Origin of the sequence: Mesorhizobium sp. B2-4-13, assembly GCF_006658535.1 — a bacterium.
GTDB classification, from domain to species: Bacteria; Pseudomonadota; Alphaproteobacteria; order Rhizobiales; family Rhizobiaceae; genus Mesorhizobium; species Mesorhizobium australicum.
This window is the reverse complement of record NZ_VFVB01000001.1, coordinates 24,955-46,985: the sequence shown is the minus strand read 5'-3', so window position 1 is coordinate 46,985 and position 22,031 is coordinate 24,955. Positions and strand designations below refer to the sequence as shown.

Genomic DNA, 22,031 nt, shown 5'->3' with positions numbered 1-22,031 from the left:
GGATGCTCTAACATGTTTGAATCTATGCATCGTGCTTTCCAAAAATCGATTCCGATTTTCGGACCGGTGCATTGGCTTGCGCCCGGGTCCGGGCTGGCCGCGCCAGAACGCGATCGAAATAGCTATTGACGCGCTCGGAGTCGATCGGGAAACGGCCGGCACGCGCCCAGCCGCCCATGTCGCCGAGCAGCACGTCGACGGCGGAAAACCGGTCGCCGAGCGCGAACGGCTTGTCGCCGAGCCGGCGCTCCAGCGCCTTGACCTCCGTGGCGAAGTCAAAGGCCGCGGCAGGACCGACATCGACCCGCACTTCCCTGGGCAGGAGGAAACGGTGGCGCAATTTGCTCCACAGCGGCGCCTCGAACTCGCTCTGGGCAAAATGCATCCAGGAATCCATTTCGGCGCGGCCAGCGAGACCGGGATTGGCGCCCATACCTTTATCGGCGTGCTTGTCGGCGAGATAGACGCAGATCGCCGCCGAATCCGTCACCGTCAATTCACCGTCTATGAGGATCGGCACCTTGCCCGACGGATTGAGCGCATAGGCTTCGGGCGAGCGCAGCTTGACCTCGACGAACTCATAGGGCTGGCCGAGTTCCTCCAGCATCCAGAGGACGCGACTGACCCGGGATCCGCGCGATCCGACGGCCTTGTACATCGTTGAACCCTGCCTTTCCCGAGCAGCCTAGTGCATCCGCGGCCGTCATACGATCGTGTCGAAGAGCCGCAGGATGAACGATATCTGGTAGATCAGCGCCGCCGCGACGAAGGCGATGTGGAACCGGCGGTCGCGCACCAGGATCGCGACGACGCACAGCACGACGAAGACCGGCGTGCGGAACAGATACTCGCTGCCGAAGCGGGCGAAATGCTCAGGCCCCTTCAGCAAAGTGTCGACCACGTCGAGCAGGTAGGTCGCCGCCAGCAGGCCGAAGAACCAGGCGCGGCGCGAATAGAAGAAATCCTCGTAGCTGGTGTAGTCCAGCATCGAATCCGGAAACAGCAGCGCGCAGAGCAGGAACAGGGTGATCGCGTAGAAAATGATGAACAGGTACTTGCCGAAGGTCCATGTTTCGATGGTGTAGAGGCCGAACTCCCACCACCAGAAATGCACCAGCATCAACAGCACCGAGGCGACCCAGGCCAGATGCACCGTGTAGAGCCGGTATTGGCCGGGATGCTGGACAATGCGCGCCACCCCCGACAGCAGGCGCGCGACGCCAAGCCCGATCACCATGCCCATGACGATGCGAATATGCGGGAAAATGTCGTGGGCGGAGGCTATTTGCTGGTCCATAGATAGCTAATAATGCTCTCGATGCTATGAAAAAGCTCTAGCGGACCACGTGGTGCTATTCGCGAATAAGCTGATCCGATGACCACGGCGTGCCGGGAAAATAGTCATGGTCGAGAATTTCCCTGATCGAATACGGACAGTCCGCGGGGAAATTGCCCTCCCTCAGGCCGGTCTCGTCCGCCGCCTTCAATCTCGCTATTTTGAATTCTCGTCCGAGCCGCCGTCCCGGATAGGCTTTCAAGCTAGGGCTTTCATCGAGCAGATCTTCGATCTGAAATCGCTGCTCGCGGATGGTCAGCAACCATCCAGCTTTGCGCCTTTCGGCCTGAAATTCCCATTCGAGCAAATGCAGGAGCAAGGTGCCAAGTCTACTCGCAATTTCTCTTTTGTCGCTCCGCCCCAAGCTCTCGATCTCCTCCGCCAGGTTATCGCGATCGAGGTCTGAGAGGCGACCTTCGCGCAACAGCGCGCCTTGCTCGGCGCACCACTGAGCATAATCGGCCTCATAGGGCGTCAATTGCTGTTTTCGATAAATCTTGTTCATTTAAGTGATATTGCTCTCAAAGCACGTAATTTCCAAGCCAGACGGAAAAGGTAGACCCTTATCCGAACCCTTCGGCGCAACATTCCGCTGCCGCAGTTGACGAAGCGCATGCGCTTTCATGGCAGTTCATTGCCCATTCATGAATTTCAGCGGAACGTCTCAAAACAGAAAGTACCTTTGCGCCATCGGCAGCACGGTCGCTGGCTCGCAGGTCAAGAGTTCGCCATCGGCGCGAACTTCGTAGGTTTCCGGATCGACCTCGATATGCGGCGTGGCGTCGTTGAGCACCATCGAGTGCTTGCCGATGCCGCCGCGCGTGTTTTCGACGGCGACGAACTGCTTGTCGACGCCGAGCCGGCCGTGCAAACCGGACTCGAGCGCGGCCTTCGAAACGAAGGTCACCGACGAATTGGTCCGGGCTTTGCCATAGGCGCCGAACATCGGCCGGTAGTGCATCGGCTGCGGCGTCGGGATCGAGGCGTTGGGGTCGCCCATCGGGGCGGCCGCGATCATGCCGCCGATCAGCACCATGTCCGGCTTGACGCCGAAGAAGGCCGGGTTCCACAGCACCAGATCGGCGCGTTTGCCGACCGCGATCGAGCCGATGTCCTTCGACAGGCCGTGCGCGATGGCCGGATTGATGGTGTATTTGGCGATGTAGCGGCGGACGCGGAAATTGTCGTTGTCGCCCGTCTCCTGAGGCAATGACCCGCGCTGACGCTTCATCTTGTCGGCCGTCTGCCAGGTGCGGATCGCCACCTCGCCGACCCGGCCCATGGCCTGGCTGTCCGACGAGATGATCGAGAAGGCGCCGATGTCGTGCAGGATGTCCTCGGCCGCGATGGTCTCCTTGCGGATGCGGCTTTCGGCAAAGGCGATGTCCTCGGGGATCGACGGCGACAGGTGGTGGCAGACCATCAGCATGTCGAGATGCTCGGCGAGCGTGTTGACTGTGTAGGGCCGCGTCGGGTTTGTCGAGGACGGGATGACGTTGGGCAGGCCGCAGACCTTGATGATATCAGGCGCATGGCCGCCACCGGCGCCCTCGGTGTGGAAGGCATGGATGGTGCGGCCCTTGATCGCCGCCACCGTGTTCTCGACAAAGCCGCTCTCGTTGAGCGTGTCGGTGTGGATCATCACCTGGACATCGTAATCGTCGGCCACCGACAGGCAGCAGTCGATCGCCGCCGGCGTCGTGCCCCAGTCCTCGTGCAGCTTGAGCGAGCAGGCGCCGCCCAGCACCATCTCCTCGAGCGCGGCCGGCAGCGAGGCATTGCCCTTGCCCGACAGGCCGATATTCATCGGGAAGGCGTCGAAGGACTGGATCATGCGTGCCATGTGCCACGGCCCCGGTGTGCAGGTCGTTGCCAGCGTGCCATGCGCCGGACCGGTCCCGCCGCCGAGCATGGTGGTGATGCCCGACATAAGCGCTTCCTCGATCTGCTGCGGGCAGATGAAGTGGATATGCGCGTCGAAGCCGCCCGGGGTCAGGATCTTGCCCTCGCCGGCGATGATTTCCGTGCCGGGGCCGATGATGATGGTGACGCCGTCCTGCGTGTCCGGATTGCCGGCCTTGCCGATGGCCGCGATGCGGCCATCCCTTAAACCTATATCGGCCTTGAAAATGCCGGCGCTGGCATCGATCACCAGCGCATTGGTGATGACGGTGTCGACCGCACCTTGGGCACGGGAAACCTGGCTCTGACCCATGCCGTCGCGAATGACCTTGCCGCCGCCGAATTTCACCTCCTCGCCATGGATGGTGAAATCCTTCTCGACCTCGATGAAGAGTTCGGTGTCGGCAAGCCGCACCTTGTCGCCGACCGTCGGGCCATACATCTGGGCGTAGGCGGCACGCGTTAGTCTGGCCATCAGCGGTTGCTCCCGAAATGCGGTGTTGGTGAAGCCGGGCTGCACATTGCCGCCCTCCAATGGTCACGCAATGACCCGCTGGGCGACACCTTCCGGACCCATTTGGCGGTTGAGGTGGAAGGGTCACCCCAAAACGACCGTTTGCCAAATCGATGGAAGGAAAATCCATGCGCAAAGCGATAATTCTTGCAGCCGCCGCCAGCCTGATGCTGGCGGGTGCCGCCAGCGCCCAGCAGCAGCCCGCGCAACAGCCCGCCCCGACTACGCCGGCTCCAGCCGCGCCCGGCGGTCAGCAGGCCGCGCCGGCGATCCAGAGCGTCAACGTGATCGACATCAGCGAGTTGCCGAAGGACACCCAGACGCAGGTCAACCAGGTCATTGCCCAGCGTGGCGATGCCGGCCTGCAGAAATTGCGCAGTTCGATCGATGCCACCCCCAAGGTGAAATCCGCCCTCCAGGCCAAGGGCATGACGTCGGCCCAGGTGGTCGCGGCCAGCATGGAGCCGAACGGCGCGCTGACCCTGATCACCAAGAAAGCCAGCTGACGAACCGGCGCGGCGGGCCGGTATCCGGTCCGCCCACCGAACCGGAGAGGGAACCGTGACAGGGCTGGGGACGTTTCGTTTCAAAGGCCTTGAAGCAAACTGCGAAAGCGAACGATGACCCTCACCACCCTGCCCGATCCCCGATGCCATGCGCGATGGTTGCATGTCATTGCCGCGGCTGCGTTTCTGGCGGCGAGTGTCCCGCGGGCGGCGCTCAACGCGCAGGGCCTGGAAAGTCCCGAGACCGTCGACCGCATCGTCGGATCGCAAGTTAACCAGGAAGAGGCCAAGACGACCGCTGAAATCGGAAAAGTCAGTTCGGCGATCGACCGCACGCGCGAAAACATCAGCACGGTGCGCAAGACGTCCAAGCTCGACAAGGTCGATATCGTGTTCCTCACCGACGCGGCGCGCAGCGAAGGCGGCCCGCCGCCAGCCATCGAGAACAAGGTTCGGCAGCATCAGGACGATGTCACTGAGCTGCGCAAGGAGATCGAGGCCAACGCCCTGCTTTTCAATGCCCTCGATTCGCGGCGCGTCCTTGCACAGGACGTTCTCGCCGTGGAGTTCGACGATCCGGGAAAGATCGTCATCTATGCGGCCGCCAAGCCCTCGGGCTGAGCCCCACGCAGCGCTTGCGCGCGCTGGCCTTGCCGGCCACGCATAAGAAGCCCTCACAGCTTGCCCATCACCTTCTGCTGGAAGCCATGGATTTCACGCTTGCCGCCAAGCGGCACCAGCGTGACGTCCCGTTCCTGCCCCGGCTCGAAGCGCGTTGCGGTGCCGGCGGCGATGTCGAGGCGCATGCCGCGCGCCCGTTCACGATCGAATTTCAGCGCCTCATTGGTTTCGTAGAAATGATAGTGGCTGCCGACCTGGACCGGTCGGTCCCCACTGTTGGCCACTTTCAGGATGACGGTCGGCAGACCCTTGTTGAGCTCGATGTCGCCTTGAACGGGGATGATTTCGCCTGGGATCATGGGTCCTCACACGACGCCGAAGGCGAGGCCGATGCCGATCGCCGCGCAGGCGGCGCCCATGACGCGGGCCACGCCGCGGGACCTCATGCCGAGGCCAAGCCCGACGGCGATGCCGATCGCATGGAGCAGCACGGTGGCGACGGCAAAACCGGCCATATATTCGAGGCCGCCGGCATTTTCCGGCACGTCCGTGCCATGGGCATGGCCGTGCAACAGCGCGAACAGGCCGATGATGGCGACACCGGCCGAAACAGGCAGATCGACCGCCAGCGCCACCAGCAGGCCGAGCGCCACGACGGAGGCCAGTATACCCGGCTCGACGAAGGGCAGCGGCACATGGGCCATGCCCAGGGCCGCGCCACCCAGCATGACACCGACGAACGCCGCCGGCCAGACCCAGATCGCCTTGCCGCCCTTGAGGGCTGCCCACAGACCGACGGCGAGCATCACCGTCATGTGGTCGAGGCCCGACAGCGGATGCGTGAAGCCGGCCATGGCGGAGGAGGTCGTGCCGATACCGACATGGGCGTAGGCAGGCATCGCCGCGGCCACGAGCAGGATCGCCGAGAGGCACAGGCGTTTGACAGGGATCATTTTACTTGCCTTTCGTTTTGCGGTGTCACGCGGCCTTGCGGGGGCCGCAGCCCTCGGCCTTGAGCACGCGTTTGGTCGAAGCCGGATATTTCTTCAGCATCGCGGCGGGGCGGATCGGCCGGGCCGTAAAATTGCCGCCGCAGTTCGGGCAGACGCCGCCAAGCACGTTTTCGACGCAGCCGGTGCAGAAGGTGCACTCGAAGGTGCAGATCCGCGCATCCGTCGCTTCCGGCGGCAGATCCTTGTCACAGCATTCACAGTTCGGGCGCAGTTCAAGCATGTCTGTCTCCTCACCGGATCGGTTCGTGCACGGTCACCAGCTTGGTGCCGTCGGGAAAGGTCGCTTCCACCTGTACGTCATGGATCATCTCGGCGATGCCTTCCATCACCTGAGCGCGGCTGACGACATGGGCGCCGGCCTCCATCAACTCGGCCACCGGGCGACCATCGCGGGCGCCCTCGACGACGAAATCGGTGATCAGCGCGATCGCTTCCGGATGATTGAGCTTGACGCCGCGCTCCAGCCGCTTGCGCGCCACGATCGCCGCCATGGCGATCAGCAGCTTGTCCTTTTCCCTTGGCGTCAGGTTCATGCGTCTTCCTGAAATGATGCGGGCACAGTCACAGTGACCATAATTTGGGCAGCCCCGCTTTTCCGTTGAGCAATCCGACGAGCGGGACCAGCCGCTGGCGCAGCTGGTAGCCGTCCTCGGCGTAAAGCCTCGCAAGAAGCTTGCCAGATGTCTTCACGGTCCAGACGCTGGCGCCACCCCGGTCGCCAATGATCTCCCTGGCCTGGTCGAGCAGGGCTTCCGCGCGCGGCGACACCAGCAGCAGCGTAGCCACGGCGATCGCGCCATTTGCTATCGCCGGACGGGCCATGATGTCGGCGATATCAGGTCCGATGCGGAAATCCTCGGCGTGGATGAGGGTTCCTTCCCTGCGGATACGCCAGCGGTCGCGAAAAGTGCCCTGTGTGGCACGTTCGCCCATGGCCAGGCGGCCGAAGACGGCCGCTTCCAGCACCAGCGCCTCGGCCCCCGCGGCAAGCTCGACGTCCAACGTACGGACAAACGCGGCGCGATCGAAGACGATGGTTTCCTGCGGCAGCCAGGCGATGCTGCCGTTCTCTCCGACGGTCAGCCTGACCCGGACTTCGGCATGGTCCGATGCGGCGCGATAGACTTTTTCGCAGGCCTGGGTCGTTATCCCCGCGCTGGCATGCGGGCCGACATCGACATCCCAGCCGAGGCGGTCGCCGCCGGTCAGCCCGCCGGCGGTGTTGATCAGGACGGCCTCCAGCGGGCCGGCCGAAACATACGGCAGCCTTATCTTGGCGGAGCCGTCCTGATAGAGGCGCCGCAGCCGCGTGCGGCCGTCAATGCTGGCGCAACCTAGCCGCGCCTTGCCCGCCGCGCGCTGGGCCAGCTGACCTGAAAACTTGGTATTTTCGATCGTATCCACGCCGTCAGGTTAAGCACTGTGGCGCTTTTGTCGACATATAGCTTGTTGCTTGATGGCGTTTCCGTTTCTATAGAGGGAACCACCTTGGTACGGTCAGGCGACGCTTGGCGGAGGGATAAGGCGAAGATCGCGGCCTGATATCGAGGACAAGAAGGCGCCGTTCAGTTGGCGTCGGAAACGACACAGTGGGGAAGAAACCGAATGGCTGACCAGCTGGCAGCGGACATCATCGAGAAGATCAAGGCCCATGCCGAGCCGGGCGGTGAGGAAATCACCACCACAACCGAATTGACGGCGCTCGGCATCCATTCGCTGGAGCTGACCGAGATCATCTTCGACCTCGAGGAGCAATATGGCATCGAGATCGAGATGAACACGGTCGATGCCTGGAGCAATCTGAAGAACGTCGGCGACATGGTCGAGGCCGTTCGTGCGCTGATCGCGAAAAAAGCCTGACCGAATGCTGAAGCGCGTCGTCATTACCGGCATCGGTGGACTGTGCGGTTTGGGCACCGATGCGCAGGCAATCTGGGCCGAGATGCGGGCCGGTCGGTCGGCGATTGGCCCGATCGACAATCCCTTCCTGCACGACCTGAAGGTCAAGACCGGCTGCGAGATCAAAGCCCTGCCGGATCACGGCATCGAGCGTAAGCAACTGGTGTCGATGGATCGCTTCAGCCTGCTGGCGGTGCTCGCGGCGAAAGAAGCCATGCGGCAGTCCGGATTGATCCCGCATGCGGACAACACCTATCGGATGGGAACCATTGTCGGTGTTGGCGTCTGCGGCTTCGAGACCGTCGAGGAGAATTATCGCGCCATCCTGATCGAGGGCAAGAATCGCGCCGGCATCTTCACCGTTCCGAGAGTGATGCCCGGCGCCGCCGCCGGTCAGGTCAGCATGCATTTGGGCTTGCGCGGACCGGTGTTCGGCGTCACTTCGGCCTGTTCGTCGGCCAATCATGCCATCGCATCGGCGGTCGACCAGATCAGGCTCGGCCGCGCCGACGTGATGGTGGCCGGCGGCACCGATGCGCCGCTGGTGTGGGGCGTGCTGAAGGGCTGGGAGGCGCTGCGTGTGCTCTCGCCCGACACATGCAGGCCGTTCTCGGCCGACCGCCAGGGGCTGGTGCTGGGCGAAGGCGCCGGCATGGCGGTTCTGGAAAGCTACGACCATGCGATGGCACGCGGCGCCACCATTTTGGCTGAAATCGCCGGCGCCGGCCTTTCAGCCGATGCCTCCGATATCGTCGCGCCGACCGTCGAGGGGCCGGAAGCGGCGATGCGCTTCTGCCTGGCGGATGCCGGGCTCAATCCAGAGGATATCGACTACCTAAACGCACACGGCACCGGCACCAAGGCCAACGACCAGATCGAAACCCTCGCCATCAAGCGCGTCTTCGGCGACCATGCGCGCGCGCTATCCGTTTCCTCGACCAAGTCGATGCACGCGCATTGCCTCGGCGCCTCGGGCGGGCTGGAGATGATCGCCTGCGTCATGGCGATCCGCGAAGGCGTTGTGCCGCCAACGGCGAATTACCGCGAGGCCGATCCCGACTGCGATCTCGACGTCACGCCGAATGTCGCGCGCGAGCGCAAGGTGCGCGCCGCCATCAGCAATGGCTTTGCCTTTGGCGGCACCAATGCCGTGCTGGCCTTCAAGGCAATCTGACCCCGGGCGGTTACCACCGGCCGGGCGGTCACCACCTGGCCGCGCGGTCACCACCGTTCGCGCGGTCCGAATTGGGTGACTGTCCGTGCGTGGTGAAAGCGGCGCCGCCATATTGATCCGGCCTCGCCGCAGCCCTAATTCTTGGCCGACCCGCCAATATCGCACCGCTTGGTGCGCATCCCCCCGCTCAGGAGTTCCCGATGGCCGACCTGTCCGCCTTTCCGATCGCAAGCCGCTGGCCGGCCAAGCATCCGGACCAGATCCAGCTCTACTCGGCAACGACGCCGAACGGCGTGAAGATCTCGATCGCGCTGGAGGAAATCGGCCTGCCCTATGAGCCGCACCTGATCAACATCGGCAAGAACGAGAGCTGGACCCCGGAATTCCTGTCGCTCAATCCCAACGGCAAGATCCCGGCGATCATCGATCCCGACGGACCGGACGGTGCGCCGATCGGCCTGTTCGAATCCGGTGCGATCCTGCTCTACCTGGCGGAAAAGACCGGCCTGCTCATGCCTGTCGACGCGGCGCGGCGCTACGAGACGATCCAGTGGGTCTTCTTCCAGATGGCGGCGATTGGGCCGATGTTCGGCCAGGTCGGGTTCTTCCACAAATTCGCCGGCCGCGAGATCGCCGACAAGCGGCCGCTGGAGCGCTACCGCGACGAATCGCGCCGCCTGCTCGGCGTTCTCGACGTCAGGCTGAAGGGCCGCAAGTGGATCATGGACAATGACTACACCATCGCCGACATCTCGCTGCTCGGCTGGGTGCGCAACCTGATCGGCTTCTACGAAGCCCGCGATCTGGTCGGCTTCGACGATTTCGCCAATCTGGCAGCCTGGCTGGAGCGAGGCCTGGCGCGGCCGGCGGTGCAGAAAGGCCTGACCATTCCGGCGCGAGGCTGAACCCGTCAGCCCACGGGAAGAGCGGCCTACTTTGCTTTCGCCTTGGGTCCGCCCCTGCCGACCACGGAGGCGGCAAGGGATGCCACGCCACGCGCCGTGGCCACGACCGCGCCAGCGGCGACATTGGCCGCGGTGCGAACCTTCGAGCCGCCGCCTGCTTTCGAGCCGCCGGCTGGGGCCGGCTTCTTCGCCTGGGCGGGCTTGGCGGCCGCTTTCGGCACGGTCGCTTTCGACCCTGGCACGACTTTTTTCGGCGCCGCCTTGCCGAAGGCCTTCGCATCCTTGGAGCGCTGGGCGATCGCCGGGCCAGCCCCGGCCGTCGACCGCGGCACTCTCGGTTGTGCTGACTTGCCCCTGGCGGGCTTTTTTGTGTTTGCTGCCATCGGACGGAATCCCTCTTCTGGCATGATTGCCTGATCGGGATAACGCGTTGTAAGTCTTAAGGTTCCCGCCGAAAAATACTGAAAATTAACCGGGTTGACCAAAGACCAGGTCGGCCGCCCGGCGCCGCGCAAGCACGCGTTCGATGTTGGGCATGTCGTTGGAGGCGATCCAGGCGCGCGCATCCGCCTCGGAACGTCCATGCTCGTGCCAGCGTTCCATCAGGCGGCGTTCGAGCTCGTTGCGCGGCACGTCGACGAAGATCGAGAAATCGAACAGCGGCGCCAGGCGCAACCACGGCTCCTCGTCGAGCAGCAGGTAATTGCCTTCCACCAGGATGAACTTGGTCTCGGCGCCGACAATCGCCGCGGCGGCGCGCGACAATTCCATGCCGCGGTCGAACACCGGAATGGCAATCTCGGCCTCGCCGGCGCGGATGCGCTTCAAAAGCGTCTCGAAGCCGCCAAAGTCGAACGTGTCGGGCGCGCCCTTTCGCGCCCGCAGACCGCGCCGCTCGAGCACGATGTCGTCATAGTGGAAGCCGTCCATGGGCACGACCTCCACCGCGCCTCCCGGCAAAAGGTCATGCAGGCTTGCCGACAGTGTCGACTTGCCGGCACCCGGCGGCCCGGCAATGGCGACGATGAAGCGATTTGCCTTGCCGGCGCGCTTGAAGATGGTGGCGGCGAGGTGGGCGATTTCGGACATTTTTCGGCTCCTTCCGCGGATTTGGACGCATCTTGTCGGCGGTCGCTTGAAATTTCAAACCGCGATTTGCACGATTTAGAGCGACCGGTTGTGGAGTCAGCAGTGGCGACTGCGATTAGTCCGTTACGGCTTTGTCTTCAGCATGCCGCTGGCTGGCCGATACGCAGAAATTCGCTATCGAACGGGACCTCCGATACCGCGGCGCCAGCCAACCGCAGGCGGCCACCCGCCGTGGTGATCGCGCGCGGAGGCTCGCCACCCGACAGGGGCAACGCACCGATGACATGGCGGAACGAGACGCCGCGATCCTGGCCGAGCGCGAACGCGGTCGCCACGCCCTCGCGCTTCAGCCAGTTGTCGCCAAGCGAGGCGGCGTGGCCGACCGCGGTGCGCCCATCCTCGATGCCGAGCACGCCGAGATGGCGGCCGCTCCACGGCGCGTAGTCGCGCCCGCCATTGCTGAACCAGAGCATGGTAACAGGCAGTTCGGCCGGGTTCTTCAGCACCAGCACCAAATCGTCCTCGGCCTGGCGCGCCAGCGCGGTCCAGCCCGGCCCGCCATGGTCGGCCTCGACCAGGGTGAGGAAATCCTCGCGCCGGTCATCCATGCGGTAATCCGCCAGATCGAGCGTGCCGCCGCCGGCAGCAGGGAAATGCCCGAGGTCCGACGACCGACCGGGGTAGGCCAGCATGAAGCGGCCGCGCACGGGGTCCGGCTCCAGCGGGTCGGCTGGCGTGGCGGCAAACCGCTTCGGCGAGAAAGCCAGCCTGCCGCCGCCTTTCATTGCCGTCATCGGGTGATGGGCGACCGAGATCGCGCCGGACCCGCCGGAAAACACATGTTCCTGGTAGAGAAAAGGATGGTTGTCGAGCAGCGTGAAAATCTTGTCGACGCTGGCGCCCATCACCTTGTGGCGCAGCCGGAAGACCGCGCGCCAGCCACCATCCGTGGCGCCGCTGTCGACCACATCCCAGGCGCTGTTGGCCGGCCAGCCATGCAGCGGCGCCTGCTCGACATCGCTGCGCGAAAACGGCGCGCACAGAAAGTCGCCGGAGAGCCTGACGGTGCCTCGCGGCAGGTCTGGAGGCAGCGTCTCGCCCGCGTCGACCCAGGGTGCGCGGTGCAGCGGCTTCAACCGGCGCGCGCCGCTCTCGATGATCATGTCGGCGATGTGGCCGACCGTGAGGTCGAGCGAAACCGAAATGCCCTTGGCGTTGATCGTGACTGTATCCATGGCTCTCTCACCCGAATCCGACGGGTGCCAAGAAGAACCCGTTCGGCGCACCGCGCAAGCGCGCGGGCGCGTATTTTGCATCGGTTTTGCGCTCGCTTCGTCGGAAAATGCCAGCCCTATTGCCGCTTGTAGTCCCGCACCGGCGATTTCGTCCCGTCGGTATAGGTCACCTGCACCGAGATCGAGGTCACGCTTTCGGCGACCTTGAAATAGGGCTGGAAATCATCGGGGATGGCGTAGGGGTCCCTGGCATTGCAGGGCGGCATGGGAAGGGTCTTGTCGAGCGCGGCACCATTCAGGCTGTAATGCACTTCCTTGATGGCGCAGCGGTAGGACAGCATCTGCGTGAAATAGACCAATCCATGATTGCCGCTGGCGTCGAAGGCGATCCAAGAGGTCCAGAACTGGTCGAGGATCTGCTTGTTGCCCTGTTGCAGGGCGGCATCCGGGTCGAAGCTTATGTCAAACGGGCCGGCCTCGCGCCCCCTGATGTCGAGGTATTTGATCGCGATCGTGGTCTGCGCCGTGCTGTCGGGCAATTCGAAGCTCGGATTGGGCATCGGCTTGCCGGTTCGCTGGTCGTTGAGCGCCAGCAGGCCGGTGTCGGTGAAGGGACCGCTGCCGCCCAGACGCCAGGATATCGCGGTCGCCGGCTCGGGCAGCGAAATGGTCATCGACCAGCCCTGGTTGGAACGCATCGGCGTCAGCGACGGCGCGAAGCGGGCGGGGTCGAGCACGTCGCCAAGGGCCGCCAGCCGGCCGCGGCCGCGGTCCAGCCAGTCGGCAAGCTGGGTCTGGTCGACGAAATATCCCAGCAGTCCGCCATCCTTCTCGTAAGAGACGAACTTGGTCAGCGCCTGGGCTTCGCTGCGCTTATCGGCCAGCGTCTGGCTGCCGAGCCGATCCTCCGAGAACTCCTGCGCCAACAGGAAATAGGCCGGCGCATAGTCCGGATTGGCGGCGATGAAGGCGTTGAGCTTGTCGAGCCGCTGCGTATCGTCGAACTGCAGCAGGTGGACGAGCTTGATCGATGGCGCCTTGGCTTTCTCCGCGAGCTGGCCGAACACCTCGCGGGCGCCGGCCTTGCCATCCTGGACCCGCAGAAGTGTGGCAAAGCGCGTATAGGGGTCGATGGCGTCGACATCGAAGCCGGCAAAGGCGAGGTAGGAGCGCCGCGCGTTGAGCATGTCGCCCGAGAGCTCGTAGACGCGGGCATTGTGGTAGAACTCGTCCGGCCGCTTCGGCTCGGCGATGGCGCCGCCTTGCGCGGCCAAGGTGGCAAACCCCTTGGCTATCGTGTCGATCGAGGCGGCGATCTGCTCAGTCGTCGCCTGAAGCTTTTCGGCCTGGGCCACTTGCTGCTGCTGGCCGCCCACGAGTGTCTCGGTGGTTTGCTTGACCGCTTCGACGGTCCTTTGCGTCGCGGCGCCTTGGGCCGCTTGCTGCTGCTGGGCGGAGGCGATCTGATCGGTTTTCTGGGCAACCGTGTCGGTCGATTTCTTGACCTCTTCGACGGTCTTCTGGGTTTGCGTGACCGTCTGCTCGATCCTGGCCACCTTTTCGGCGACGATGCCCATCGACTGCTGCAGTTGCGCGATCGCCGGCACCAGGCTGGCGATGATGCCGTTCTGCGAATTGGTCTCCTTCTGCACGGCGTAGACGCCGCCGGCAACCGCCGCCGCACTGGTGGCGAACACCAGCGCCGGCAGTGCCTTGGCCGCCAGCACGAGCCTGAGCACGATGGCAATGGCGATCACGACGGCCGCGATCGAGGCAGCCAGCGCGATATAGGCGGCGAACGGCGCCAGCGGGTTGAGGATGTCGGAAACGGCGCCGCCGATGAAGGCGATGCTGCCGGCCCATTTGCCGGTGCGGCTGAGCGACGCCCTGATCAATGACGGCGCGGCGCCAGCCCCAATGTCAGCCATTTTGCGAGCCCCCCTGCCGCCAGATGCCACGCTCCTTCCCACGGGAAACGCTGCTTTGGCAAGGAAAGACAGGAAACGGGCGATTTCGGGGCGGTGGCAAGGCCTGGTTCCTCTTCCCCGCTTTGGCGGGTGGGGAAACAGGTCGCGCCGGCACTCGACATTCCCGGGGCTAACCGGCATTAACCAAATGGACGCACCCGCCGCGTTACGTTAGCTTCGCCTTATCTCAGCAACAGCATCGCCAGAACAGTCCAGCCCTTGTCCTTGCCGCGTCTCTTTCCGCTCTTCCAGAAAATCCTGGCTGTCCTGGCCCTGGCAGCCCTGATCGCCGGCTGCTCGACCACGGCTCCGCCCGACAGCGTTCTGGCCGTGCCGGCGCCGCCGCAGAAATACGCGGCCATCGTCGTCGACGGAAAGAGCGGCAAGCAGCTGTTCGAGGTCAATTCGACGGCGCAGCGCTATCCGGCCTCGCTGACCAAGATGATGACGCTCTATCTTCTGTTCGAGGCGATGGAGACCGGCCGCGTCACCAAGGAAACGCAAATCCCGGTATCCGACCACGCCGCCTCGCAGCCGCCGACCAAGATGCGTTTCCGGCGTGGGGAGACGATCGATGTCGATTCCGCCATCCGCGCCATCGTCGTCAAATCGGCCAATGACGTGGCGGTGGCGGTGGGCGAATATCTCGGCGGCTCTGAAGACCAGTTCGCCGCCATGATGACATCCAAGGCGCGCCAGCTCGGCATGAGCAGCACCACCTTCCGCAACGCATCGGGCCTGCCCGACGACGGCCAGATGACGACCGCCCACGACATGGCGGTGCTCGGCATGTCGCTGCAGCGGCGCTTCCCGCAGCACTTCCATTATTTCTCCGAAAGCGACTTCATGTTTCGCGGCCGGCTGGTGCGCGGCCATAATGACATGCTCGGCCGCGTGCGCGGCGTGAACGGCATCAAGACAGGCTATATCAGGGCTTCCGGCTTCAACATCGTCACCTCCTACGATGCCGACGGCCGCCAGCTGATCGTGGTGGTGATGGGCGCCGACAGTGCCCGCCAGCGCAACGACCATGTCGAAGCGCTGATCCAGCGCAGCCTGTCGCCCACCATGGCCGACACCAAGACCAGGCTGATGTTCGCCGAACAGCAGTGAAGTGAGGCGTGATCCGCGCAGCGGACAAAAAGCCACTTGCCTGGCTTTTTGTCCGATGAACGGTGAAGACACGGTCCGCCCTTGGGCGGACGCCGACCCAAGTCGTGCCTTGGTCACTGTAAAAACCTCACAGCCGGCTACCATCTTGCGACTGTCACGCAATCGTGCGGAAGACGTGGCATAGGCTGCGAAATCCGACAGTGGATAAGCGCCGTCGCCTCAGCGTATCCTAACTTACAGCGCAGGAGCCCATCATGAGCACCGTTCCCAAGGCATCCGAGCAGAAGTCGGCCGACAATGAGAACGACAGCGGCGGCGAGTATTTCGAGGCGCCGACCACGCAAGAGGATTTGCACGAGGTTTCCGACGAGCATTTCGACACGCCCGAAGTGCCGGACTCCGAACCGTCAGGCCCCGGCGCATCGCGGCTGAAGCCGAAGAAAAAGCCGTCGGCGATCTCGGGCCGCAAATTCCGCAAGCGCGACCTTGTGCGCATCGACACGCTGCGCCCGAGCCTCGCCGACCGCATTCATTCGGACCACCCCGACCTGCCCAAGGGCGCGCGCATCAGCCGCGAGGAGCTCGGCCGCTACCGCATGCGCTACATGGAGGAGCTCTTACAGCAGGAGCACGGCGAATTCTCCGAGCTCGACCGCCAGGTGGTGGAATCGATCGCCCGGCAGGACACGATCTCGGAGAACAGCGAAGAAGAATTCGAGGAGCACCGCTCCTTCGCCGACCGCGTTTCCGACAACATGGCCGCCTTCGGCGGCAGCTGGTGGTTCCTGATCTCGTTCGCCAGTGTGCTCCTGGTGTGGATCGGCATCAACCTGATCGCGGGCATGGCGGGCGCCTTCGACCCCTACCCCTTCATCCTGCTCAACCTGCTGCTCTCCTGCATCGCCGCCGTCCAGGCGCCGATCATCATGATGAGCCAGAGACGGACGGAGGCCAAGGATCGGCTGCGCTCCTTCAACGACTACCGCGTCAACCTCAAGGCCGAACTGGAAGTCCGCCACCTGCACGAAAAGCTCGACTACCTCATCTCGCGGCAATGGACGCGGCTGGCCGAGATGCAGCAGATGCAGCTCGATGCCATGCATGAGCTGGCGAGCGCCAAGAAGGCAAAGCGGGCGGTGCGCGGGCGGCGGCCGGTGAAGAGCCCGGTAGAGCAGTGAAGGGGTGAGGAGTGGTCCGTGTAGCGGACGAAAAGCCAACTGCTTGGCCTTTCGAGCTTCGAACGCCCTGAGCCTGCGAAGAGCAGGATGCCGTACGCGAGGCCCAGACGCATCAAGCCAAGTTCGCAACGCCGCCAATTGCCCGTTGAAGCCCGCGCCCGCTTCCGCTAAGAAGCCGTGACTTGCCGGTTTGCCGGCTGGTTCGTTTTCCGGGCTCTTCGCCCTGAAAGCACCCGTAGCTCAGCTGGATAGAGCGCTGCCCTCCGAAGGCAGAGGTCACAGGTTCGAATCCTGTCGGGTGCGCCATCTCAAGCCGGGTCCGTTCCGGACACATAGGTTACGGTTTATACCGGAGACATGGGTAACACTTTTGGCCTCGAAGTGGTCGAGCCTGCATGTCTCATCATCGAAATATCCCAATCATAGTCCATGAAGCTGGCCAGCCAGATATGATCCTCGACCTGTTTGATGCCAAGGTTCGGGAGCCGGCCACTTACTCCGATTGCCCTTTCCATGTGACCTGGCGCTGGCTCCGGCGGCGCCCTTTTTATGCAACATTCGGGAACCTGCTGTTCCTCGGCTGGTTCGAATGACGGCAGCTTCCCTCGCTGCTGGTCAGGTCTCGCAAGACCTGGCCGGGCCCGCTTCGCCGCCAGTGAGGCGGGCCCACAGCGACTGGCAAGTCAGGTCTGCACCAAGGAGCAAGGATGAAGAAGACATACGAACCTCCCGTTCTCATTAAATGCCAGCGGCTATCCAAGGTCACGGCAGGTCCGGGACCTTCCGCTATCATCATTCGGCCAAGCACGTCCGGCTGACGGCACCGCTATCGCAGGAGCCCGCTGCCGAAAGGTGGCGGGCGTTCCTCTGTCCCGGTTGGGAACAGTCTGACGAAGCCGAGTTCGGGCAAACGCAGCCGACTTCCCTTCGCTGCTTGTACTTCTGCAATGTATTGGCAGCGCCTTCTGGCTGTCAGCCGAGTTGGTGATGGCAGACGGGGTGAGGCTCGCTTGTCCCAAGACAAGTTTCCACAAGCAGTGCTTAAGGAGCACCACGCGATCCAGAAAGCCGGAGCTGTTATACCGGCCCGCCGACAAGCCAGGTGCTGTTTACATTCCCAAGGTCTGATTGGGTTCCAAATGAAGGAAAGCTGCGAGCGAGCCGCTTGAAGCATCGAAGGCGGCCTGGGTGGCTTGAGCAAACTCCGCCAGCGCGTGCTCGACTCCGCCAGCCGCGGTTCCTGTAAGCTCCATACGATAGAGCACCTGGTGCGTGAGCATTGCGAGCTTGGCGTCTCGGTACAACGCGCTGTGCTTCACAGTTTGGGTGTCGAAGTCTCCGATCAGCATGATGGTTGCTCCGGTCTTGTCTCCGGAAATCTCCCATGTCGCTTTTAGTTCCGGCGGCCGAAGAGGGCGGGATATGCGCCATGGGTGGTGGGCAAGCGCCTCGGCCGAGAGTTGCTCCGGCACGTAGAATGAAGCACGACGTTTCGGCCTGGCGGTCAAGCCCCGAAGGGCCTCAAGAATGACAAGCCGAATGTCTCAAGGCCCGCCTCGTCGGGCGTGTGAAGTTCCTGAAGGGCGAAGAAAAGCTGCGCCAAGCGAAGCTGCTCGATTGCCGAGAGGAGAGACGAGCCCGCTGACCGACCGCCTCAGAAAATCTCTGTCGTGATGATTAGGATTATTCCGACTGCAGCCAAGACCATGACTACGATCATTGCGGCTTCGAAACTTCCTCCGGCTCGGCCAACGAATGCTATCATTTTGCGCTCCCCGATGCGCCCCCGCTCTGCCCGCCGCTAAGGGAAGACCGAAGGCTGCTTTGGGGAAATCACTTATGTTAATGGTGAACTATGAATCAGGCTGCCGCCCTTCCCTCGCCGCAGTCCTACCGATCTGTTGGAGGTGTAAGTTCCGGGCCCTGCAGACCGCTGCCGCGACATGCCGGGCATCTGACAGTAGAACCTTTGCAGCCCGGTCGGTGAGCCCCATGCGGGCAACAAGTGCCGTTCGAGGCCAACCATTTTCCGCAGTCGAATACCTTCCCGGCGCCGAGACACCGCCGACACTGGAATTTTCTGAATCCTGCCAAGCGCCACCCTGCCCACGTAGACGAGACGGCAAGAGCGCAAGGGACGGAGATTAGTTTCGGCTAATTCATCTCGAATATGCTTTGGGGAACGTGGAGGACCATGAGAAGTGTCCGAGGCCGTTTGACTGGCAAGGGGATGTGTTCCTTGTTCCTGAATGCATCTGAACAGGAAGCAGGCCATCGCTGCGGCCGCGGCGATGCCGTCGTCGCGGACCTCTGCTGAAGGCGTTGCGAAAGCCGAACCAGGTCGATAGACAGGGCCAATCCAAATCCAGTCGACTAATGTTGGATTTTCAATGGGCTTTGCGAGGAAACTTAGAATAAAACTCGGCCTTAGGCGGCCAGAGGTTGTGCTTCCGCAGCATGTATCGGTTGGACGAAGCACATATGGCGTGCGTCCCAGCAGTGTTTTTTGCTGTGATGAGACCTCACCTCTGAGGATAGGAGCATTCTGTTCTGTCGCGCCCGAGGTCATGTTTTTTTGCCGCGCAAATCACCCCACGAACCTTGTGTCGACCTCCCCATTCGAGTTTTCCACGCGAGAAGACGCGAACGGTCATTTGTCGGTCGGCGGACCGACAGACATCGGCAACGACGTATGGATCGGATTTCGCGCAATTATCATGCCCGGCATCACGATTGGAGGCGGAGCTGTTGTCGGTGCCGGCTCGATAGTCACGAAGGACGTGGCGCCCTACGCGATCGTCGCGGGCAATCCCGCCAGGTTCATCCGAAACAGGTTTGCCGACGACCAGATAGCGAGTTTGCTCGCTATCCGCTGGTGGGAATGGAGCGATGAGAAAATCAAAGCTGAACAGCCGAGGATGTTTGGGCCTATTGACGCCTTCATAGCCGCCCACCGCGTGTCATAGCGCGTCAGCGCCCCACCTCTTGGAGCCAGACTTGGCCACAACCACCACCAGGCGTGTCCTGATCACCGGCGCCGGCGCGGCTGACGGCATCGGCTTTGCCATTGCGCGGCAGTTTGGCCGGGCCGGGCATGCGGTTTTCCTGACCGGCGCCAGCGCGCGGGTGCTGGAGCGCGCTGGCGAGCTTCGCGGCGATGGCGTCGATGCCACGGCTGCAGTCGCCGATCTTACCATCGCGACGGAGGTGGAGCGGCTGCGGGCCGAGGTCGGCGCTGTCGCTATCCTGGTCAACAATGCCGGCATGGGATCGCTGGCGTCGCCGTCCGTGGACAAGACGTTCCTGGCGATGAGCGAGGCCGAGTGGGACCGGGGCATCGAGACCAGCCTGAAGACCGCGTTTCTCGTCACCAGGGCGTTTCTGCCGGCGATGGTCGAAACGGGGTATGGGCGCATCGTCAACGTCGCGTCGGTGACCGGGCCGCTGGTCTCCTACCAGGGCACCGCCGCCTATTCCGCGGCGAAGGCCGGCATGGTCGGCCTGACCCGGACATTGGCGCTGGAAGCGGCGCGCCACGGGGTCACCGCCAATGCCGTCGCGCCCGGCTGGATCGAAACCGGCGCGTCGAGCGAGGCGGAGCGGATGGCGGCCCTGCATGCGCCGCCGGGCCGCGCCGGCCGGCCCGACGAGGTCGCGGCGGCGGTCGTGTTCCTGGCTTCCGAGAGCGCCAGCTATATCAACGGCGCCTTGCTGGTGGTCGATGGCGGCAACAGCCTTGAAGAACGCAAGGGATAGACGGCGCGGCCAGTCTCATGCCTTGGCGGATTTCCACCTTGGCGCAACTCCTTCCACCGTAATGAAGTGTAACCTCTATCTCGTTAGAAATTTCCCCGCCGCCACCTGGCCGCTGGCACCGTCACTTGACTCAATCATCAGCCTGCACTAATCATAAGTCATGACTGTTGATAGCGCACAGCTTGCCGCCCTGGGCGATCCGACCCGAAGGCAGATTTTCGAGCTGATCGCGGAGCGTCCGCGCTCGGTGGCGGAGGTCACGCGGCAGGTCAGCGTGTCGCAGTCCGCGGTGTCGCAGCATCTCAAGGTGCTTCGCGACTCGCGGCTGGTGCGCGCGGAGCCGAAGGGCGCCAGCAACGTCTACCACATCGATCCGCACGGGCTGGGCCAGATGCGCGCCTGGCTCGACCGGTTCTGGAGCAAGACGCTCGCGGCCTACAAGCTGGCCGTCGAGACCCCACCAGAGGAGTGACCATGAACACCCAGATCCCCATCGCCTCCGTGAAACAATCCGTCGTCGTCGAGGCGCCGATCGAGCGCGCCTTCAAGGTCTTCACCGAGGATTTCGGCAGTTTCAAACCGCCCGAGCATAACCTGCTTGCAGCCCAGATCGCCGAGACGGTGTTCGAGCCTCGCGTCGGCGGCCACGTCTATGACCGCGGCGTCGACGGCAGCGAGTGCCGCTGGGCGCGCGTGCTGGCCTATGAGCCCCCCAACCGCGTGCTCCTGAGCTGGGACATCAGCCCGCAATGGCGCATCGAGACCGATCCGGCCAAGACCAGCGAGTGGGAAGTGCGGTTCACCGCCGAAACGGCTGGGCGTACCCGCGTCGAGATCGAGCACCGCAACCTGGAGCGCCATGGCCAGGGCTGGGAAGGTGTGCGCGACAGCGTCGCCGGCGATCAGGGCTGGCCGCTTTACCTGCAGCGCTATGCCGATCTGGTTGCTCGGCAGGCCTGATCGCGGTTCAAAGGCGCTTCGCCGCCTGGGCGGTCAGGGCGCCACGCCCCTGCACGCCCAGGCGACATTGGCGAACGACCTCGGGCCGTCCGGTCGCCCGGCCTGATAGGCATCGCGGACGGCAGCCTCGGTGCGCTCGCGCTCGGCTGCCTGCAGCGTTGTCACGTATTTGCCGAGCGAGCCCTCGCCGGCTGAAATCGGCGTCCAGTAATCGGCGAAGTCCTGGTAATCCATACGGATCATCAGCTCGGTTTCGGTCACGTCGGCCAGCCCCTGCTCGATGAAGGTCCGCTTCATTTCGCCGGGCTGCATCATCGGCTGGAAGCAATAGCGGCCGCGCAGCTGGCGCCCGCTCTCGCTGAGCGCGGCGACCGTGTCGATCATCATGCGCATGCCCGCCATGCCGCCGAGATGGTCCCACACCACGGCCGCGACCACGCCGCCCGGCCGCGTCACCCGGCGCATTTCGGCAACCGCCTTGCCGGCTTCCGGCACGAAGTGAAGCACCAGCAGCGCCAGCGCGCGGTCGAACGCATGGTCGGCGAACGGCAAGGCGGTGGCGTCGGCCTGCGATATCTCGATGCGCGGATCGGTGTTGCGTCGCTTTGCGGCCTCGACGAAAACAGGCGAAAAGTCGATGGCCGCGATCGCCGCGAGGTCGGCGGATTTCGCCAGTTCGAACGTCAGGCTGCCGGTGCCGCAGCCGACGTCGAGGATCTTTTCGCCAGGGGCGAACCCGGCGAAACCGATGAAGCTGGGCGCGAGCTTTCGGCTCCAGCGGCCCATGAGTTGCTCATAGCCGGACGCGTCATGAACGGTGAAACTCGACGTCATATGCGCCTCCCTTGGCTGCGGGCGCAGGC

General features: G+C 63.7%; 26 protein-coding genes, 1 tRNA gene and 1 pseudogene. 13 read left to right on the top strand and 15 right to left on the bottom strand.

All coding sequences use genetic code 11. From position 1 onward, the window contains the following. Positions 1 to 22: 22 nt before the first annotated feature. The 4 genes from FJ936_RS00280 to ureC all read right to left on the bottom strand — a co-directional run bounded on the left by FJ936_RS00280 (position 23) and on the right by ureC (position 3,716). Positions 23 to 658, bottom strand: coding sequence for a glutathione S-transferase family protein (locus FJ936_RS00280; RefSeq protein WP_141905978.1), 636 nt, complete (start codon positions 656 to 658; stop codon positions 23 to 25). 45 nt (positions 659 to 703) lie between these two features. After that, the gene (locus FJ936_RS00275) at positions 704 to 1,297 is read right to left on the bottom strand and encodes a hypothetical protein (protein ID WP_140660192.1); all 594 of its coding nucleotides are present in this window, start codon (positions 1,295 to 1,297) and stop codon (positions 704 to 706) included. A 55-nt stretch (positions 1,298 to 1,352) separates the two neighbouring features. Next, positions 1,353 to 1,841: a DUF29 domain-containing protein gene (locus FJ936_RS00270; RefSeq protein WP_141905977.1), complete on the bottom strand. Its 489-nt coding sequence runs from the start codon at positions 1,839 to 1,841 to the stop codon at positions 1,353 to 1,355. A 159-nt stretch (positions 1,842 to 2,000) separates the two neighbouring features. After that, positions 2,001 to 3,716, bottom strand: coding sequence for an urease subunit alpha (gene ureC, locus FJ936_RS00265; protein ID WP_167331134.1), 1,716 nt, complete (start codon positions 3,714 to 3,716; stop codon positions 2,001 to 2,003). A 164-nt stretch (positions 3,717 to 3,880) separates the two neighbouring features. On the opposite strand from ureC, the gene FJ936_RS00260 reads away from it, so the two are divergent. Both FJ936_RS00260 and FJ936_RS00255 read left to right on the top strand, forming a co-directional pair. After that, entirely contained in the window at positions 3,881 to 4,258 is a 378-nt protein-coding gene (locus tag FJ936_RS00260) for a hypothetical protein (RefSeq protein ID WP_140615327.1), read from the top strand. Positions 4,259 to 4,372: 114 nt separating this feature from the next. Continuing rightward, a complete protein-coding gene (locus tag FJ936_RS00255; protein ID WP_140660195.1) occupies positions 4,373 to 4,879 on the top strand; it encodes a hypothetical protein in 507 nt (168 codons plus the stop codon). A 53-nt stretch (positions 4,880 to 4,932) separates the two neighbouring features. On the opposite strand, the gene FJ936_RS00250 is transcribed toward FJ936_RS00255, so the two are convergent. From FJ936_RS00250 to FJ936_RS00230, 5 genes are read right to left on the bottom strand one after another with little or no spacing between them, the layout of a single operon-like run. Then, a complete protein-coding gene (locus tag FJ936_RS00250) occupies positions 4,933 to 5,238 on the bottom strand; it encodes an urease subunit beta (protein ID WP_015314507.1) in 306 nt (101 codons plus the stop codon). A gap of 6 nt (positions 5,239 to 5,244) precedes the next feature. Continuing rightward, positions 5,245 to 5,832 (bottom strand): HupE/UreJ family protein, encoded by a 588-nt coding sequence (locus tag FJ936_RS00245; protein ID WP_141905976.1) that lies wholly within the window; start codon positions 5,830 to 5,832, stop codon positions 5,245 to 5,247. A 25-nt stretch (positions 5,833 to 5,857) separates the two neighbouring features. Further along, positions 5,858 to 6,112, bottom strand: coding sequence for a DUF1272 domain-containing protein (locus tag FJ936_RS00240; protein ID WP_140615333.1), 255 nt, complete (start codon positions 6,110 to 6,112; stop codon positions 5,858 to 5,860). A gap of 10 nt (positions 6,113 to 6,122) precedes the next feature. Further along, a complete protein-coding gene (locus FJ936_RS00235) occupies positions 6,123 to 6,425 on the bottom strand; it encodes an urease subunit gamma (RefSeq protein WP_015314510.1) in 303 nt (100 codons plus the stop codon). Positions 6,426 to 6,453: 28 nt separating this feature from the next. Beyond that, positions 6,454 to 7,296, bottom strand: a complete 843-nt coding sequence (locus FJ936_RS00230) for an urease accessory protein UreD (RefSeq protein ID WP_140719293.1) — start codon at positions 7,294 to 7,296, stop codon at positions 6,454 to 6,456. Positions 7,297 to 7,497: 201 nt separating this feature from the next. Between FJ936_RS00230 and FJ936_RS00225 the strand changes: the two genes are divergently transcribed. The 3 genes from FJ936_RS00225 to FJ936_RS00215 all read left to right on the top strand — a co-directional run bounded on the left by FJ936_RS00225 (position 7,498) and on the right by FJ936_RS00215 (position 9,870). Next, complete coding sequence (locus FJ936_RS00225) at positions 7,498 to 7,752, top strand: acyl carrier protein (RefSeq protein ID WP_015314512.1); 255 nt, start codon at positions 7,498 to 7,500, stop codon at positions 7,750 to 7,752. 4 nt (positions 7,753 to 7,756) lie between these two features. Then, the gene (locus FJ936_RS00220; RefSeq protein ID WP_141905975.1) at positions 7,757 to 8,965 is read left to right on the top strand and encodes a beta-ketoacyl-[acyl-carrier-protein] synthase family protein; all 1,209 of its coding nucleotides are present in this window, start codon (positions 7,757 to 7,759) and stop codon (positions 8,963 to 8,965) included. A gap of 200 nt (positions 8,966 to 9,165) precedes the next feature. After that, entirely contained in the window at positions 9,166 to 9,870 is a 705-nt protein-coding gene (locus FJ936_RS00215; protein ID WP_140615337.1) for a glutathione S-transferase N-terminal domain-containing protein, read from the top strand. Positions 9,871 to 9,896: 26 nt separating this feature from the next. Here FJ936_RS00215 and FJ936_RS00210 read toward each other — a convergent pair whose 3' ends face one another. The 4 genes from FJ936_RS00210 to FJ936_RS00195 form a co-directional block, all read right to left on the bottom strand. Beyond that, complete coding sequence (locus FJ936_RS00210) at positions 9,897 to 10,253, bottom strand: hypothetical protein (RefSeq protein WP_141905974.1); 357 nt, start codon at positions 10,251 to 10,253, stop codon at positions 9,897 to 9,899. Positions 10,254 to 10,338: 85 nt separating this feature from the next. Next, positions 10,339 to 10,959, bottom strand: a complete 621-nt coding sequence (locus FJ936_RS00205) for a nucleoside triphosphate hydrolase (RefSeq protein WP_141905973.1) — start codon at positions 10,957 to 10,959, stop codon at positions 10,339 to 10,341. Between the two features lie 137 nt (positions 10,960 to 11,096). Continuing rightward, the gene (locus FJ936_RS00200; RefSeq protein WP_141905972.1) at positions 11,097 to 12,194 is read right to left on the bottom strand and encodes a hypothetical protein; all 1,098 of its coding nucleotides are present in this window, start codon (positions 12,192 to 12,194) and stop codon (positions 11,097 to 11,099) included. A gap of 116 nt (positions 12,195 to 12,310) precedes the next feature. Next, on the bottom strand, positions 12,311 to 14,122 hold the full coding sequence (locus tag FJ936_RS00195) for a methyl-accepting chemotaxis protein (protein WP_181763081.1): 1,812 nt from the start codon (positions 14,120 to 14,122) through the stop codon (positions 12,311 to 12,313). A gap of 258 nt (positions 14,123 to 14,380) precedes the next feature. Here FJ936_RS00195 and FJ936_RS00190 point away from each other — a divergent pair, with 258 nt between their 5' ends. The 4 genes from FJ936_RS00190 to FJ936_RS30405 all read left to right on the top strand — a co-directional run bounded on the left by FJ936_RS00190 (position 14,381) and on the right by FJ936_RS30405 (position 17,045). Then, entirely contained in the window at positions 14,381 to 15,274 is an 894-nt protein-coding gene (locus FJ936_RS00190) for a D-alanyl-D-alanine carboxypeptidase family protein (RefSeq protein ID WP_141905971.1), read from the top strand. Between the two features lie 254 nt (positions 15,275 to 15,528). Continuing rightward, positions 15,529 to 16,452: a DUF1003 domain-containing protein gene (locus FJ936_RS00185; RefSeq protein ID WP_015314520.1), complete on the top strand. Its 924-nt coding sequence runs from the start codon at positions 15,529 to 15,531 to the stop codon at positions 16,450 to 16,452. 229 nt (positions 16,453 to 16,681) lie between these two features. Further along, a tRNA-Arg gene (locus FJ936_RS00180) sits at positions 16,682 to 16,758 on the top strand. Between the two features lie 143 nt (positions 16,759 to 16,901). After that, positions 16,902 to 17,045: a hypothetical protein gene (locus FJ936_RS30405; RefSeq protein ID WP_181763080.1), complete on the top strand. Its 144-nt coding sequence runs from the start codon at positions 16,902 to 16,904 to the stop codon at positions 17,043 to 17,045. A gap of 516 nt (positions 17,046 to 17,561) precedes the next feature. On the opposite strand, the gene FJ936_RS00165 is transcribed toward FJ936_RS30405, so the two are convergent. Then, complete coding sequence (locus FJ936_RS00165) at positions 17,562 to 17,801, bottom strand: hypothetical protein (RefSeq protein ID WP_141905969.1); 240 nt, start codon at positions 17,799 to 17,801, stop codon at positions 17,562 to 17,564. Positions 17,802 to 19,094: 1,293 nt separating this feature from the next. Between FJ936_RS00165 and FJ936_RS30755 the strand changes: the two are divergent. The 4 genes and pseudogenes from FJ936_RS30755 to FJ936_RS00140 form a co-directional block, all read left to right on the top strand. Then, positions 19,095 to 19,418 (top strand): annotated as a pseudogene (locus FJ936_RS30755) (DapH/DapD/GlmU-related protein); the annotation flags it as partial. Between the two features lie 31 nt (positions 19,419 to 19,449). After that, positions 19,450 to 20,208 carry an SDR family NAD(P)-dependent oxidoreductase gene (locus FJ936_RS00150; RefSeq protein WP_141905967.1) on the top strand — a complete coding sequence of 253 codons (759 nt, stop codon included), beginning with the start codon at positions 19,450 to 19,452 and terminating at the stop codon, positions 20,206 to 20,208. A gap of 160 nt (positions 20,209 to 20,368) precedes the next feature. After that, positions 20,369 to 20,680, top strand: coding sequence for a metalloregulator ArsR/SmtB family transcription factor (locus FJ936_RS00145; RefSeq protein ID WP_015314540.1), 312 nt, complete (start codon positions 20,369 to 20,371; stop codon positions 20,678 to 20,680). Between the two features lie 2 nt (positions 20,681 to 20,682). Beyond that, positions 20,683 to 21,168, top strand: a complete 486-nt coding sequence (locus FJ936_RS00140; RefSeq protein WP_015314541.1) for an SRPBCC family protein — start codon at positions 20,683 to 20,685, stop codon at positions 21,166 to 21,168. Between the two features lie 33 nt (positions 21,169 to 21,201). Here FJ936_RS00140 and FJ936_RS00135 read toward each other — a convergent pair whose 3' ends face one another. Continuing rightward, the gene (locus FJ936_RS00135; RefSeq protein ID WP_141905966.1) at positions 21,202 to 22,002 is read right to left on the bottom strand and encodes a class I SAM-dependent methyltransferase; all 801 of its coding nucleotides are present in this window, start codon (positions 22,000 to 22,002) and stop codon (positions 21,202 to 21,204) included. Between the last annotated feature and the right edge of the window lie 29 nt (positions 22,003 to 22,031).